The organism is Clostridioides difficile ATCC 9689 = DSM 1296 (assembly GCF_001077535.1).
In the GTDB taxonomy this organism is placed as follows: domain Bacteria; phylum Bacillota; class Clostridia; order Peptostreptococcales; family Peptostreptococcaceae; genus Clostridioides; species Clostridioides difficile.
The window spans coordinates 544,039-560,531 of the sequence record NZ_CP011968.1 but is presented as its reverse complement, the minus strand read 5'-3'; the positions used below and the strand labels follow the sequence as shown (position 1 = coordinate 560,531).

Sequence of the window (16,493 nt, the reverse complement as noted above, 5' to 3'; positions counted from 1 at the left end):
GCTCTATATAGACTCAATTTAGTAAAATTATTTAATAAATATTACAGACTATAGGTAAATAATATTTACAAATAAAATTAAGTTTATTCCCTTACACTATAATATTTCTTAATTATATTAATTGCAATTTCCTTTACCTTTGGCCCTGTAATTTCTTTATTGGAATCATCTGATTTAATAGCAAAATAATAGGTGTCACCTTCACGCTCTAGCATACCAACAAACCATGCATCCACACATTTATTTTTTTCATCAAATCCTGTTCCAGTTTTTCCATATACATTTATGTTTTTATCATTTACATCTATTTTCATAATATCTCTTAAAATATTAATATGCTCTTTTTTAAAGTTTGTATCTCCCTCAAATATTTTTGCCATTGTTTGCACTTGTTCTTTTGGAGATATTTGTAATGAAGATTCTAACCAAAATCCATTTAAATGTCCCTTTCCATTTTTTAAATCTCCTTCCCATTCGCTAATATCGCAATTCCCATACTTTAAATCATCTAAAATGTTTTGGACAGATTTAGCATCAACTTTATCTATCAATTTTTTGTAGTACCAAACACAAGACTCCTTAAATGCCTCTTCTAAACTAAGATTTTTATTCCAATTTTTATTTGGATACTCTGTACCATCATATCCCATAACTGATTCTTTTGAGTTTATTACCCCTTTTTCTAAACCAATTAAAGTTGAAACTATTTTAAAAGTAGAACATGGTGACCTTCTTGTTTCAATTAATTCTTTGTTATATATATTATATTCTTTATTTTTAGTATTATAAAAAATAGCTCCTCCACTAATACCTTCAAAACAATCACTATAGTCAACCATATTAATTTTTTCTTTTTTGTTTTTATTATTGTTTTCAATTTTGGATTTATTTAATTCAGACTTATTTAATTCAGATTTTATATAATTCTTATCAGTTTTTTGATTTATATCGTTATGTTTTTTCCCTACATAATACATTACCATAACTACACCAACCAATAAGATAGCTATCCAAATAAAATTCTTTTTTCTTTTCATAATTTATATCATCTCCCATATTTAAATTTATAACCTACTATTAAAATAGTAGACATTATTTGTAATATACTCCAATCTAGGTTCTACTTATAAGAAACAAGACTAAATGAATAGCTGTATCTCTTATATTTTCTTCACCTAGTACAATTATGTTGATTAAACCTATTGCGAAGATAATTAAGTAACTATTAATAACATCCTGTCCTCCTTTTAATTTGTGATATAATAATTGATTCCACATTTAAAACTTACTATTGTAATATTTAAATATTACAATAGTAAGTTTTAAATGTCAAGTTAGTTTGGGAAAGTTATTTTAATTGTATAATTGTTATTACATTTATAAAATATGGCATGTTTAAAATTATTTTGCTATTGGGAGGATTAAGATAAGCAGTATTATAAAAGCTATAAATTATAAAATTTAATATATAATTTATAGCTTTTACTTTTACAAATATTGTTTTTATTGATTTATTAATGAATTTTATTGACAGGTTATATTTATATAAGTAAACACTTACATAATTAAGTATATAATCTACATATCTATAAGTTGAGTCAATTCACAAGTATATGTCAACTTAAGTTTATGCATAGCTCGTGTACAGGCAATATATAACAAACTGCGGTCATAATCACTATAATATGTTTTATTATTTACTGAAGGTACAATAACTTCATCAAACTCTAAACCTTTTGACATTTTAATAGAAGTTATGGATACTCCTTTTGTAAAGCTAGAACTTTCAGAAGATATTAAGTGAACACTATATTCTTCTCTTAACGCATCATATACAGCTTTAGCGTCATTATCTGTCTTTAATATAATACCAAGAGTCGCATTATCACTCTTTTTAAATTCTTCAATTTCTATTTTTATCTTATTTATTTCATCTTGCTCGTTATTACATTTTAATAAAGCTGGTTCTTCACCATGTCGTTCAATAGGCTCTAATGAAGATATGTCTTGAATCTTTTTGGCGAAATTAATAATCTCAAAAGTAGAACGGTAACTCTTGTTCAACATAACTAATTCCCCATCATTATATAGCTGTTTCATATCATCTAATGTATGAGTATGATTAGGATTAACCAATTGTCCAAAATCTCCAAGAATAGTCTTTTTACACTTAAAAAGTAAGTTTATTACAGCATATTGAATAGGTGTATAATCCTGCATTTCATCAATAACAATATGCCTTATAATCTTATCTTCTTGTATACCTTCATATGTAGCATGAATATATATAAATGGGTATACATCTGACCATTCAAGTGTTTTCTTTTCTACCATCACAAACATGTTTGATATATTCATTTGTTTAAAGAAATCCTTATATAGTGTAAGAGTATTTTTTATTGTCAACATTCCATTCAAACTTTTAAGTATACTTTTTACCTTTGGTAAATCTTCTTCCATAATATTATCTGATTCAAATTTATAATGAATGTCTTCAGCTACCTTCTCTAATCTCTTCTTAACTGGATATCTATTATATGCCTCAAATCTACTCTGTATCCAGTCACTTTTAGCTGTAAAACTTCCAAAAGTGTAGTCTTTTGGAATAAAAATCTTATTTGGCATTTGTTTTATATAATCATCAATAAGTTTTACAAAATCAAGTGTAGATTTAAAACGCACTCTTTCAGACCATTTAGCATCATTTATTTCTAATGGGTCTTTCTCACTTTCAAAATTAATAACTCTATCTAATTGTACCTCTGCTATATTTTCAAAACTTAATTCACATAATGGCTCTTCTCCAAGCTCAGGAAGGACATTGGAAATATAGTCTCCAAAGACTTTATTAGGTGATAGGATAATTACATTATTTGCTGATATTTTATCTTTAAATCGATAAAGAAGAAAAGCAATTCTGTGTAATGCTATAGATGTTTTCCCAGAACCAGCTACCCCTTGAATAATCAGTGTATCAGCTTTATCATTTCTAATAATTTGATTTTGTTCCTTTTGTATTGTTGAAATGATTGACTTCATTTTTTCATCTGAAGTGTGACTAAGTTCTTTTTGAAGAATATCATCTTGTATATTAATGGAACTTTCTAGTGCATATTCTAATTTTCCATTTTTAATTTTAAATTGTCGTTTTCTTGTTATTTCTCCATCCACCCATCCTATTGGAGCATCATATCCAGCTTTTCCGATTTCATAATCATAAAACATACTGGCAATTGGAGAACGCCAGTCAAGTATTATAAGCTCATCTTCATAATCAAATGCAAATCTACCAATATAATACTTAGATTCATCATCCATATCTTTCAGCCTAAAATCTATTCTAGCAAAGTATGGAGAATCTTTGATTTTATTAATCTTATCTCGAACTTTTACCATAAAAGCCCCATAGTTATCTATTTGTTTTAGTCCTTGTTCATTTTGAAACATTTCATGTGGGTCTATTTCACCACGATTTTTTACCATATACATTTTAGCGTCCATATAATCCTTATCAAGCTTGTCAACAAGATTTTCAGCTTTCTTAAAAGCATTGTCTAGCTTGTTATTTATCTCTATTAGATGTGCAATCTCATCTGGAAAAAAAGTTAATAACTCTGCATCATATTCACACATATTATGTTTAGAATTAGATGCAATAATATCGCAATTTACTACTTGTTTATTTTCAGACATTTAAATCCTCCTTTGTTAATTAAGTACTTACACTGAATCATTATACTTAATTGTGTTTTGGAGTTTTTAATCATTCTTGCTATTTAACTTAAATGTTAGCTTTTTAGCTTTAAAGTTCCTTTTTTAAAAAACTAAATCTTTCTATATTTATTACCATAAGTACACTTACAAGCAAAATACATTAAAAGCAGAAATGCTCTTATATATAAAATAATTCAAACAAAAAATATGTGGTAAACTTTTCATTTAATCTACAATTAATTTTGTCTATTATCTCTTTCTTCTACACAAGGAAGAATAAATTTTTGAGTAGGATATCCAAATTCCACAAGCAATTCTGCTTCTGCAAAGCCCAACTTCTTTATCATATCTCTATGTCCTGTATCAGCTTTGTCACCCTCTCGAAAGGTAGTAATTGAAATATCTGTATCTATCAAGAAATCTTCAATAACTTTCTTCAAAAACACTTGTGCAATGTCTGAATTACGATACTGTGGATGTATTCCAAAAAAATCAATACTTCTAGTTTCTCTATTAAACACCATATTTGCAATAGCGACATTATTAAGTTTTAATATTAAAGCTCTTTCTTCTAAAATATACTGTTCTAATTGATATATATATTCTTCCTCTTGCAAATTTGGAAATCCATCTATGACTAATCTCACTAAATTCATCCATAATGGTATGTCAGACATACTTGCAAGTTTAATTTCTTTTTCCAACTCTAGTACATTCTTTGAAAATAGGTTATCTTTTTTCAAAACAAATCTTAGCTGCAAAGGATAAAATTCTTGTTCTTTCCTATATTTATTTGGAGATTTTTTATACATAGCTTTAAATATAGAAGTGAATGCCTGTTGACTTTCATATCCAGCTATCAATGCAATTTCAATAATTGGTTTCTTTGAAAATACCAATAATTTTGCTGCTTCTGTCAACTTTCTCCGCTTTATGTAATCATGCATTGTTAGACCAACAGAAGTTGTGAAAGTTCTATGCAGGTGATATTTTGAGTAATGAACAGCATTAGCAACTATATCTAAATCCAGCTTTTCTGATAAATGCTCCTCTATATAGTCAATAGCAGTTATGACATTAATTACTTTGTAAGACATTGCAGCTTCCCTCCTTTTATCCATGCAACATTATATTAATTATAACTTAGTTATATTTAATGAATCTTAGGTCAGTTTACAAGGAACTACACGCAGACCACGAAACGGGGCTGCTTACAACAAATAAAAGCTAAACATCAAGCACAGGGAAAGCGCGAGGTGTTCAGACTGTTTTGTTGTCTGGAATTTCCAAAGGGGCTTTCCCCTTGGCAAACGACTTTACTTGCAAAGTGTAGTGTGTTATACGCTCTGTTGGCGTTGCCGTAAAAATGCCGTTGCCGTCAGGGAAGGCAAGGGCATTTGAAGCGGCAGGAAAACAGGACTGTGATTGCATAGCGTGAAGCCACAAGCGCAGGGCGGGTTTCAGCAGCATACATGTGTATATGAAAGCTCCCGTCCCTCATCCTACGCTCCAACTTGTAGCCACACTCACGAAAAAGCAGACGGATTTTCCTCTCAAAATTGAAATAGGCGGGAAGCCATTTTAGGGCTTTCCCATCTTGATTGCCCGTCAGCAAAATCAGACGGTGCTGTCAACGGTGGCACATGAAATGCGCCGTTCATCTTGACCATTGACTGGCTTGGCTGACTTTGCTATTTTCTATGATTGTTAGTTGCTTGATACAGATAGTTGCCTTATCAAATCCAATGGTGTGGTAAAAGATATTACAGCGCTTACTCTATCGCCAGAACCCCATTTTACCAGTCCAAAATCAACATTTGCACGATAGGCACATTGCATATATACTATCCCCAATATAAAGCAGTTCATTGTTTTGACATTTTGTCAGTTCCATGTATTTCAATAATGGTACTGCTTTTGGCTTATGCTCTAGAGTGTCATTGGAGCATACTACAGTATTAAAGTATGGTGCTATGTCAAAGCTCAGAAAATCGTTTCTAAATTCTTCATGAGTTTTGGATGTAACAATTCCAATGCCAATATTTAATTTTATGAGTTCAGTAAGCATTTCCTTTATTTCTTTGAACACAAGAACTGTATTCTTATACTTTTCCATATTCCTATCCCACATTGATAGAGCAATTGTTATATCTTCGATTTTCAAATAACGTAAAGCGTCCTCGCCTGTTATTCCTAAAGCAAAAGACAATTCTTTGATAGGAATTATCTTTCTATTGATTTGTTTTATCGTGTCTTGTAGAGAGTGTAAAATGGCGTATTCAGTATCAATCAATGTGCCGTCTACATCAAAGACGATTTCTTTGTAATCCATTAATTTCTCCTTAATTAACCTAATCGAAAATCACTGTCCAAGTGTCTGTACGACATGCTTCAAAGCACATTTTAATCTGTTCTTCTGTATTTTTTTCTGTGGCGAGTTCAGGAAGTTCATTTTCGGAGAAATAAGAAAACTCCGTAGTTTCTATATTTTCTTTGAATGTACCCCCGATAACGGTACAAAGAACAAATATTTTGCATACTCCGTAAGCATATATAGGTAAATTGTGTTTCGCACGGTCTTGAATTGCAATAATCCTGTCGGCGGTTATATCTAATCCAGCTTCTTCTTTGACCTCTTTAATAGTATTTTCCTTGACTGATAAATTTACTTCAACCCAACCACCCGGAAGCGACCACTTCCCTGTATTTTCTTTAACAAGAAGTATTTTTCCATTTTCAAAAATAACGGCTCTGGTATCAAGTTTTGGAGTTTGGTATCCGCTTTCATTGCAAAAAAGATTTCTTACTTTTTCTGTTGATATGTCAGTTTTATATGCTATCATTTCGGCGGAAATTTCTCGTATTCTCTCATATCGCTCTATGTCGTATATATCTTTCCCATAAGTTATTCCGGCTTGAGCAATGCTTTGCAATTCTATCGCCCATTCCAACCATTTTTCGTTCATAAAATTACCTCCAGTTTTCCGAAGAATATATTATAATTAGTTACTTAGTAGTAAAATATATTTTTAACTAATCCTGCTTTGTATGTTGAACATATTCTATAATTGTACCATCTGGATGTCTCAATGTCATATTATATCCTGTAGGAACTTTTTTCTTATCTCTTACTACAACTGCTCCATTATCCAATAGATAACTTCTCCATTCATCAACAGAATCAACCATAAAAGTAGATTTTGTTTCTATAAATGGTTTAAGAGCATCATCAGAACCAGATAATAGTAAAACATTTCCTATTTGCGCTAATTCTAACCCAACTTCTTTATAAGAAAAACGCAAAGAACATTTTTCTTTTAAAAGATTCTCATAAAAAGGTATGGCTTTTTCTATATCTTGAATATAAAAACGTGTTAATATATCATATATTTTCATATTTTCCCCCTATATATCTATATAGTATCACTTCTAAATTATACCACTCTACAAATTATATAACAATAAATTAAGCATAGCCTTTTGAGCATCTTAAGTAGACCTTAACAATATATTGGGGTTACATTAGAATAATAAATTAAATCTAAATTACACTAAGTTAGTTATAAATTGATTATCTACAGTTACATTAGAATACATAAATTAAATCACCTTGATATTATTTAGGATAAAATTTATGTAGTAGCAGTAAATGTTCTTCTAATTATCAACTAACAAACGATAATCTTTAACTTTCTATATAATGGGTAACATCATTTTCGTAAGATATTCACTAGCTGGACGATTGATATCATTTAAATACTGGTAATATATATCGCCATGAAGTTTATATCCATTGCTATTTGCCCATGAAAATAAGTCTTCTAAAGTAGGGTCTTGTAATTCATAAGGTCCTAAATCAATTGCAGTTATTATTTTCTGTGCAGGAACAATCCTTTGTAGAATCTCATTTTTCCCATCTATATAAGTGGCTACAGGAAACCCTACTTCAACATCCAATTTTGCTAAATCCATGTTATGAAAACATACAATCGGTGCTCCTGAAGATAAAATTCCTCTCTCCTCCAGATATTTAGAAATTTTTTCAAAACTTTGTTTTGAAAACTCTGAAAACTCTACCATAAAGTCAATTGTTTTTCGTATTGCCAAAAAACAGTACTCAGATTGTTCAGCTATTGTTATATTGGATATTCTAGTCATTTTATTCCTCCATTACTTTATTTTCATTTCTAATCTTTTTATACCAAATTATACGAAAATTCACTGTGTAACTAATTATTTCATATGAATATAAAACATAACCTCCTTCCATTTCTTATATCGAAAGTATAGCAAAAACAATCTCATCATTCTTGTCACACAGTGCTCTTATAATCAGAACATACTTAAAAGACTTGCCTAATTTTTAGGCAAGTCTAAAAGAAATCTTTTTCTATAAAAAATTTATACAAACAATTAAAATATCAAACATCAAAATTTAAACAAGTTTCAGGTTCATCTTCTATTCTTGCTATTTTAAACTTACATGCAATTAATACTAAAGATACTATTGGATTTATAATATTTAATAAAGCGTATGGACCATATGTTAGTGCAGATACACCTAATGTTGCTGTTATATACGCCCCGCATGTATTCCATGGTACTAATGGAGAAGTTAAAGTTCCACTATCTTCTAAAGCTCTCGACAACATCTTAGGATGTATACCTCTCTTTTTATATTCCTTATTATACATTCTTCCTGGTATAACTATAGATAGATATTGTTCACCTGCTATTATATTGGTAATTGTACAAGTTACCATAGTACATAATACTGTTCCAAATACACCCTTTGCTAATCTTAGTAAAGAAGACGCTACTACTTCAAGCATACCTGTTTTTTCTAAAATACCTCCAAGAGATAAAGCGCATATTGTTAAGGATACAGTGGACATCATATTCATAATCCCACCTTTAGATAATAAAGCATCTACCTCTTGTATTTGTGTTGACGAAACATATCCATTTTGTGCTGCATCTAATATCGTATTCATAGATTCTCCTTGAAAAACTACTGCAAACAATACTCCCAATACAGCACCTACTATAAGCCCTGGTATAGCAGGAACTTTAAATACAACTAATCCAATTACTATTGCTGGAGCTAATAATAATACTGGTGATAAAGTATTAAATGTAGAATCTAATGTAGACCTAATTAATTCTATTTGTTTTATATCTAGTGCTTGACCTGAATACTTCATTCCAATTACACCATAAATTACTAAACAAATTAATAATGATGGTATAGTCGAATATAGCATATATTTTATATGTGTAAACAAATCTGTTCCTGCCATTGCTGGAGCTAAGTTAGTCGTTTCAGATAAAGGTGATAGTTTATCTCCAAAGTAAGCTCCAGATATTATAGAACCTACGATTAATCCAATTGGCATACCTAAACTTTGACCAATGCCTAAAAGAGCTACTCCTACTGTACCCATTGTGCTCCAAGATGAACCTGTCGCAAGAGATACTATTGCACAGACTAATGTTGATGCTACTAAAAAAATATTTGGTGATAAAATTTTTAGTCCCCAGTAAATCATACATGGAACTACTCCACTTACTATCCAAGTTCCTATAAGTACGCCTATTATAATTATGATTAAGATTGCTTGCATTGCCATCTTTATACTATTAAACATACTTAATTCTAACTCTTTCCATTTAAATCCAAGTCTATATACAGCCACAAGTCCTGCTACTGCTGCTGCTCCTATTAGTGGTACATGAGGTGATGAACCATACACTAATACTCCTAGACTTAAAAATAATATCAAACAAGTAATTGGTATCATTGCATCAAACAGACTTGCTTTTCTACATTCTCGCTCTTTCATAAAATAGTTTCCTCCTAATTATTTAAACACTACACTATAATTTTTTTTGAAACATATTTGCTCGTACTAGATGACATGATACCCCCATAAGTTAATAAAAATTCTAAATTGTCACCTAATTTATAATCATATTTTGTGTTACTTACATCTAGTATCATGTGGTCTGAACTTGCCCCTAATATTTTTATATCAGTGTCTATTGGAATTAAAGAGTCAATATTTATATCTTGTTTACCTATAGCTATGATTGCCCTTTTTAAGATTCCCTTATCTTCATAAACAGGTTTATTTCTAAAGGCATCAACTCCTATTTCTCCAATAGGAACTGATGGTTTTTCTTTACATTCAACTACTTGGCATATTAATTTAAATGCATCTTGATATGTTCCATTTATATTTTCACCGTATGCCGTTTCTCTACCAAGTAGAATGGACTCGCCTATTCTCAAATTAGTAATACCTTCTGGCATATTATTATTTATCAACAGATGAATCGAACTTGAATTACCTCCAGATACTATTTCTAGATTTATTCCAAATTTTTCTTCCATTCTTTTTGCTATACTTACCAGTCTGCCTATATTTTCCCTAGATGGTATAATAGCTCCATAACAGGTTAAGTTTGTAGCTATACCAATTATTTCAATATTTTTTAATCTTACTATCTCTCTTACATTATTAAAAAAGTCTTCTTCATAAAAGTATCCTTCTCGTAAATCGCCTAAGTCAAACATAAGAACTATCTTATGAATAATATTTTTACTTTCACATAATTCATTTAATTTCTTTATTGTTCCTAATTCTGAGTTAAAACTAATATCGCAATAATTGATAACTTCTTCTAATTCACTTAACATTGGGATTCTAATCAATATCTTAGGTAGATTTATATCTTGTAAATTTTTTAAGTTTTGTATTCTTGAATCTGCTATATGGTCTATTCCTTCACTACATATTTCTTCTACTATTTCTTTTTGTGCACAAAATGATTTAGTAACAAAAGATATCTTAATATTTCTTTCATGACACATCTGCGAAATTAATTTTGCATTATGCTTTAACTTTTCTATATCTATTTCTAACCTAGGATACATAATCTTTCCTCCTCAAAATTCAAACTTTTTAACAGGAGCTTAAGAGATGCTTCTTCATATTTTTTAGATAAAACACCCATAGATGCCATAATATAGTCATTATCTATTAATATCTTTGTTTTTTCCTTTGGAAATAGTAATTCATTATTTTTATTGTATTTGAGCATATTATCTAATATTTCAATTCTACTAGGGAGCCTAGTAAGTGCTCCCCCTGTACCAACTATATATCTTACTTCTGTTAAATCTTTCCCTTCTGCAATTTTGACTTTTCCAGTTGTTCCATAGATATTTCTTATTTTTCCTGAATGTCTTAGCATAGCTTTAACAACAGCTTCTTTTGTCAACCTCTCAACAAATAATATTTCTTCTTTTGATTTTGGTATTGGAGGATAATTCTCTATTACTGCATCAATATCTATAGATAGTTCACTTTGTAAGTTTTCTTTACCTATAACTTCTACTATATTCTTCATATTTACATATACACCTAAATCCCCCTCAACACTTCTCTTTGCAGTAGGTTCAGGATTAACCAAAATTTTATTAATATAGTCACTTCCATCTGTAACAGAATGTACATCAGTAGTTGCTCCACCTACATCCAGAGTTAATAAATCTCCAATATTTTTATATAAAAGTTTAGAAGCTTCCATTACAGCTCCTGGGGTTGGAGTAATATTTTCATTAACCATTTCTTTAATGTATTTCATTCCTGGTGCTGTAGTTATGTGTTCTTCAAATACACTTTGAATGATTCTTCTTGTAGGTTCTATATTCAATAAATCTATTTTAGGGTATACATTTTCAGTTATATAAAGCTTATAATTAGTATCTTCAAATATTAACCTTATTTCCTCTTGATTTTCAACATTACCAGCATATATAACTGGTATGCCTAGATTCATAGAAGCTATCATTTCTGCATTATAAATAGCTGTATCTCTTTCTCCATAATCGACTCCACCAGCTATTAAAATTATGTTTGGGTTTATTTCTTTTATTTTATTTAAATCAGTTCTTTTAATTCTACCTGATGTTATTTGACGAATAACAGCTCCAGCCCCTAAAGCTGCTTCTTTAGCTGCTTTTACTGTCATATCATAGACTAATCCATGAACAGTCATTTTTAATCCACCAGCTGCACTAGAAGTTGCAAACATATCATTATACTCTATATCATCTACAGATAATTTATTAGCTAAATCTTTAATAGCACCTGATAAGCCATTTCTTACATCGCCACCTTCAAACACTGTTGTTGGAGCTTGACCTTGACCCAAAAATATAGGATTGTTAGTATTAATATCGTGGAAAGCGTTTACCACTGTAGTAGTACTTCCAATTTCAGCTACCAACACATCTATTTTTAAAGAAACTTTGCTATTTTCCATTATTTATTACTCATTTCTCTTCTTTTTTCAACTAAGAAAGTGGCTACATGTATGCCTTTGCTGTTTCTTCCAAATCCAGCATCTATGCCTTGTTCAACAGCTATTTCAGGTGTTACTTGTGTTCCTCCACACGCAATCATTACTTTATCTCTTATACCTTTTTCTACACAATAATCGTGTAATTTTTTCATGTTTTTATAGTGAATATCATCATGACTTATTATTGTAGATGCAAGTATTGCATCTGCATTCAGTTCAATCGCTGCATCTACCAATTTTTCTACAGGTACAGAAGTCCCTAGATAGTGGCATTCTATGCCATATTTTTCAATACCTCCATGTTTTATATCTATTATTTCTCTTAAACCAACTGAATGTTCATCTTCTCCAACCGTAGCTGAAACTATTTTCATAGGTTTTTCTTCTATATCTGCTCTTATTTCTTCATCAGTTAGTACCTTAGGTTCTTCTGGTATTACTAAATTGTTTAAATCTATATCAAACGGAACTCTTCCTTTCACTTCTATTCTAGTCCCTTCAGATTCATGCATAACTTCTCTACTTATGACCTCAATTTCTTGTAAGTTCATTTTTTTGACAAATTCCAAAGCTGCAAACTCTGCTGTTCTTTTATCAGTAGGAAGCATCATTGTTATCATTACAATTCCATCTGCACACCATTCCATTTCAGGCTTAATTTTAGTTCCATTTCTGTACTCATATGATTCTTTTAGTCTATTTTCTACATTATCAAAATCGTCAAGCTCATCAATATATATTATTTTGTCTGGATTTTCAAATGTACATCCATCTATTAACATTGATGGATTATCTATAGCATTTTCATCATATTGAGCTACATTATTGTATCCAAAGTGAGCAGTTACAGGTGCTAAATAATCTTCTTCTCTTTCATAAACAGTACCTTCACCAACTCCACCTTTTATTTTTCTAGATATTCCATCACCATTTCTTTCTGGATAATTTCCAGAATCAACAAAAAATCCTTGTTCCACAGATTCAAAATATCCACCAACTTCAGATATTTCTTCCATATATAATACAGCTCTTTCTTTAAGTTCTCTTGCTTTGTCTCTTAATTCACCGACATCTTTAAGTTCTATCATATCCATAAGCCCATCCATACCAACTAAAGCTTGCTTTGCTGTATCACATGCTTCTATATTGTATATATGCCAAGGTACATTTCTACCTTCATCAGGTGTTATAGTTGATTGTATGTCAGCTCTAGTTAATACTGATGTTAATAAGTTTAATACATGAGTAACTGTTGCTTCTCTAGTTGATGATTCCATATATTTAGTATTCATTTGAGCTCTCATCTTATAATCACTAAATAACTCTCTAAGTGCAACAGCGTAAGGTAAGTCTATTTTTAAACATGGTGCTGGAGGTGCTGTTGGTGGAACTGTTGATAAGCATATATTACTTTTATCTATACCTATTTTTTCTGAGAATATAGAGTTTAAAGCGTGTTGAACCATAAGTTCAGGCATTACCTTCCATGCTTCTCTAGCAGTAGCATTAGCATTATGTGCTCCATCAATTTGAGCTATATTGGCAAAAGCCATTATTTTCTTTGCCTCACAAGCATCTACAAAAGACCTTACCATGTTTATATTCCTATACAGAACATTATATTGTGGGTCTTGATGTGCTCCATTGACTCCTTCCTCAGCAAACATTACTGCTACTTCAGGACCAGCAACACCACTTACATATGAATGGTAATTAATAGGTCTACCAACTTCTTCTTCTATAAAATCAAGAGCCTTCCTTTGAGCTCTTACTTGTTTTCTTGTTATTGGAACTCCACCTATACCTTGTGGAGTTCCTTCTATAAGCCCATCAAAATGTGATTGTCCAGCAGTTCTGATAACCATTAGATGGTCAGCTCCATGATGAGCTGCCATTCTCATTCTTCTTATATCATCCTCAAATCTACCAGAAGCTATTTCAGTAGTAATAACTGGACTTGGTTGAGGGTCTATATTATTGAAATACTTAGATGATGGTAGCCCTACACTCTTCTTTAAAGGTTTTGTACAGTCTTTATATTTAAAAGGTCCCATTTCAAGATTTTCCAAGTGTTCTCTCCAAACCCAACCTCTTCGTTTTGGTTTATATTTATCCAAATCTTTTAATATATAGTCTATATCCAATTTTTTATTTTCCTTTAACATGATTCTACCCCTTCTCTAAATAAACATGTAACTTCATCCCAATATTCACCCTTAACTAATAACAAACCTGCTTCTCTAACCGTTATATTTTTAGATTTAGCCAATTTATAAACTACATGCCCTGCTCCTTTACCTATAAGACCTCTTTCCATAACCCCTTCTAAAATAGGTTTTACTTCAAGAGAAGAAAATCCCATTCTCAACAAGACAGACCTTTCTATTGATGGTGTTGTATTCTTTTTACCAAGTTCTATCATTGGTTCTACTATCTGGGTAGCTAAACTCCAAAACCTTTCTTTTAACTCATCCTCACTCAGTTCTTGAAGATGTTTTCTTCTAACTTCAAAATCATCCTCTCTTTTTTTCATGAACATTCCTCCATTCGTATTGATTTAATCGAATTTTCTGAATTTTTATTTTATATTAAATTAAAAAACAATAATTACTATAAATTATTTAATACATCAACAACAAAATCTCTTGAACTTTTTACTTCTTCCATTAAAAATTCTATATCTCGATTACTTAGCTTATCAATATTATCAATGTGATTATTAGATATACAATTTTTTATAAATGACTTTCTTATTTTATTCATATCAATATCAACACATTTCAATAATTCTGGTCTTTCTGGTAATATTAAGTTTACTCCTGCAATTTCTTCTCTTGGATTTCCAAATTTTATATCTATTCCATTTTCTCTTGCAAAGGTAAGTTGTGGACATATATGTTTACCTGCACCCGTATATTCTGTTTCTTGTACCACTATAGCTTTATCCTCATCTAGCTCTTGAGCTAAAGAGAATGCTGCTGCTAAAGATGTATTTCCTGCTGGACCTCTTTCTATACCTTCTAGCTGTGCCAATAATTCAGTTGTATAAAAAACTTCTCCTTGTTTTACTAATACATATCTATCCATATATCTAAGTGGTCTAGCTGCAGACCTAGGTACATCTGACCTATCAGGCCATGTACAGTATGGTATCCCAAAACCTGTATGTCCTGTTGTAAATGATTTTTTATTAAATTGATTATCACTAGCCATGTGTAATCCTTTTAAATCTACACTTGCTCCTACTACTTTAGTATTAATAGAACCAGCTTTTATCAATCCTCTTGCAGTTCCAGTAAGATTACCACCACCTGCATTTGTACAAACAACTATATCAGGGTCTTTTTTATACTTTTCTCTAAATTGGATAGCTAACTCATAACCTAAAGTTTCTACACCTGCAATTCCAAATGGTGAATATAATGATGCGTTAAAATAGCCTGTTTCTTCTAATAAAACTAAGAACGTATAAAATAACTCTGGTCCAACAGTTAACTGAACAACTTCTGCTCCATATGCCTCACATTTTCGCGCTTTTTCTATGATTTCAGGTTGACCTACACCATTAGAATCATAACATTCTTGAACTATTATACATTTTAATCCCTGCATTGCCGCTTGTGATGCTACAGCTGCACCATAATTACCACTAGTAGCTGCTATTACACCTTTATATCCCATTTGTTTGGCATGATATACTGCAGTAGCTGCTCTTCTTGCTTTAAAACTACCAGATGCATTCATTGCTTCATCTTTTACAAATATTCTAGCTCCTTTACCTTCTTTAGCACATTTTCTAGCTAATTTAGTCAAATTTTTAAGCTCTATTAAAGGAGTATTTCCAACAGCATACTGTGATTGAATTGCTTCAATATCTTGTAATGTATATCCTGTTTCACTCATCATTTTCTCATAATCAAACCCTATTCCCTCTTGTTCAAAAGAAGAATAATCCAATCCGATTGCATTTTTCATTATTTCGTTATTTCTTCCCATAACAGCTTGATAACTCATATCTTTCATTGATGTTGAATTATTCATTATATACACCTCCAAATAATATTTCTTTAGCTTGGATTCCTATTTGGAGTAACTCTGGTATACATTTACCATAATCATGAGTATAATATGGATTTACTTTAAGTAAATTACCTTTTACAAGTCTACCTGTAATTGTTTTAACTTCTACTAAGTCGCCTATAGAAGCATCACTTTGTATAAAACCTTTAACCCACATTTCTAAGGATACTTTCTTAGTATCCTCTGGAACTTGTGGAGCTCTTTCTTCTGGAGTCAATACTATATTGTGTATAATAACCCAATCATTAATTTTAGCATCCATTTTTTCATCCCCTTATTAATTGACTATTGCCTTACTAATTAATTTACTGTTATTTTAAATTAAACAT

At 30.7% G+C, this 16,493-nt stretch carries 14 protein-coding genes; all 14 read right to left on the bottom strand.

Annotated features, from left to right (window positions below; translation table 11 throughout):
* Nucleotides 1–83: 83 nt before the first annotated feature.
* The 14 genes from blaCDD to ortA all read right to left on the bottom strand — a co-directional run bounded on the left by blaCDD (nucleotide 84) and on the right by ortA (nucleotide 16,426).
* Nucleotides 84–1,037: a CDD family class D beta-lactamase gene (gene blaCDD, locus CDIF1296T_RS03130; protein ID WP_009895485.1), complete on the bottom strand. Its 954-nt coding sequence runs from the start codon at nucleotides 1,035–1,037 to the stop codon at nucleotides 84–86.
* Nucleotides 1,038–1,578: 541 nt separating this feature from the next.
* Nucleotides 1,579–3,693, bottom strand: a complete 2,115-nt coding sequence (locus CDIF1296T_RS03125) for a HelD family protein (protein WP_009895482.1) — start codon at nucleotides 3,691–3,693, stop codon at nucleotides 1,579–1,581.
* Between the two features lie 257 nt (nucleotides 3,694–3,950).
* Nucleotides 3,951–4,811, bottom strand: a complete 861-nt coding sequence (locus tag CDIF1296T_RS03120) for a helix-turn-helix domain-containing protein (RefSeq protein WP_009895481.1) — start codon at nucleotides 4,809–4,811, stop codon at nucleotides 3,951–3,953.
* Between the two features lie 713 nt (nucleotides 4,812–5,524).
* On the bottom strand, nucleotides 5,525–6,046 hold the full coding sequence (locus CDIF1296T_RS03110) for an HAD-IA family hydrolase (RefSeq protein ID WP_009895477.1): 522 nt from the start codon (nucleotides 6,044–6,046) through the stop codon (nucleotides 5,525–5,527).
* 19 nt (nucleotides 6,047–6,065) lie between these two features.
* Nucleotides 6,066–6,680: an NUDIX hydrolase N-terminal domain-containing protein gene (locus CDIF1296T_RS03105; RefSeq protein ID WP_009895475.1), complete on the bottom strand. Its 615-nt coding sequence runs from the start codon at nucleotides 6,678–6,680 to the stop codon at nucleotides 6,066–6,068.
* 67 nt (nucleotides 6,681–6,747) lie between these two features.
* Nucleotides 6,748–7,110, bottom strand: a complete 363-nt coding sequence (locus CDIF1296T_RS03100) for a VOC family protein (protein WP_003434678.1) — start codon at nucleotides 7,108–7,110, stop codon at nucleotides 6,748–6,750.
* A gap of 297 nt (nucleotides 7,111–7,407) precedes the next feature.
* Nucleotides 7,408–7,872 carry a GyrI-like domain-containing protein gene (locus CDIF1296T_RS03095; RefSeq protein WP_003434676.1) on the bottom strand — a complete coding sequence of 155 codons (465 nt, stop codon included), beginning with the start codon at nucleotides 7,870–7,872 and terminating at the stop codon, nucleotides 7,408–7,410.
* A gap of 263 nt (nucleotides 7,873–8,135) precedes the next feature.
* Nucleotides 8,136–9,557: a Na+/H+ antiporter NhaC gene (nhaC, locus tag CDIF1296T_RS03090; RefSeq protein WP_003426252.1), complete on the bottom strand. Its 1,422-nt coding sequence runs from the start codon at nucleotides 9,555–9,557 to the stop codon at nucleotides 8,136–8,138.
* Nucleotides 9,558–9,586: 29 nt separating this feature from the next.
* Nucleotides 9,587–10,651 (bottom strand): ornithine racemase Orr, encoded by a 1,065-nt coding sequence (orr, locus tag CDIF1296T_RS03085; RefSeq protein ID WP_009895473.1) that lies wholly within the window; start codon nucleotides 10,649–10,651, stop codon nucleotides 9,587–9,589.
* Nucleotides 10,636–12,045 (bottom strand): GlmL-related ornithine degradation protein, encoded by a 1,410-nt coding sequence (locus CDIF1296T_RS03080; protein WP_009895468.1) that lies wholly within the window; start codon nucleotides 12,043–12,045, stop codon nucleotides 10,636–10,638. Before CDIF1296T_RS03080 ends, orr begins: the two co-directional genes overlap by 16 nt.
* Nucleotides 12,045–14,249, bottom strand: coding sequence for a D-ornithine 4,5-aminomutase subunit OraE (oraE, locus tag CDIF1296T_RS03075; protein ID WP_009895465.1), 2,205 nt, complete (start codon nucleotides 14,247–14,249; stop codon nucleotides 12,045–12,047). The genes CDIF1296T_RS03080 and oraE overlap by 1 nt, the downstream gene beginning before the upstream one ends.
* Nucleotides 14,243–14,617 (bottom strand): ornithine aminomutase subunit alpha, encoded by a 375-nt coding sequence (locus CDIF1296T_RS03070; RefSeq protein WP_009895463.1) that lies wholly within the window; start codon nucleotides 14,615–14,617, stop codon nucleotides 14,243–14,245. The genes oraE and CDIF1296T_RS03070 overlap by 7 nt, the downstream gene beginning before the upstream one ends.
* A gap of 77 nt (nucleotides 14,618–14,694) precedes the next feature.
* Complete coding sequence (gene ortB / locus CDIF1296T_RS03065; RefSeq protein ID WP_003434663.1) at nucleotides 14,695–16,125, bottom strand: 2-amino-4-oxopentanoate thiolase subunit OrtB; 1,431 nt, start codon at nucleotides 16,123–16,125, stop codon at nucleotides 14,695–14,697.
* Complete coding sequence (ortA, locus tag CDIF1296T_RS03060) at nucleotides 16,118–16,426, bottom strand: 2-amino-4-oxopentanoate thiolase subunit OrtA (protein ID WP_009888272.1); 309 nt, start codon at nucleotides 16,424–16,426, stop codon at nucleotides 16,118–16,120. Before ortA ends, ortB begins: the two co-directional genes overlap by 8 nt.
* Between the last annotated feature and the right edge of the window lie 67 nt (nucleotides 16,427–16,493).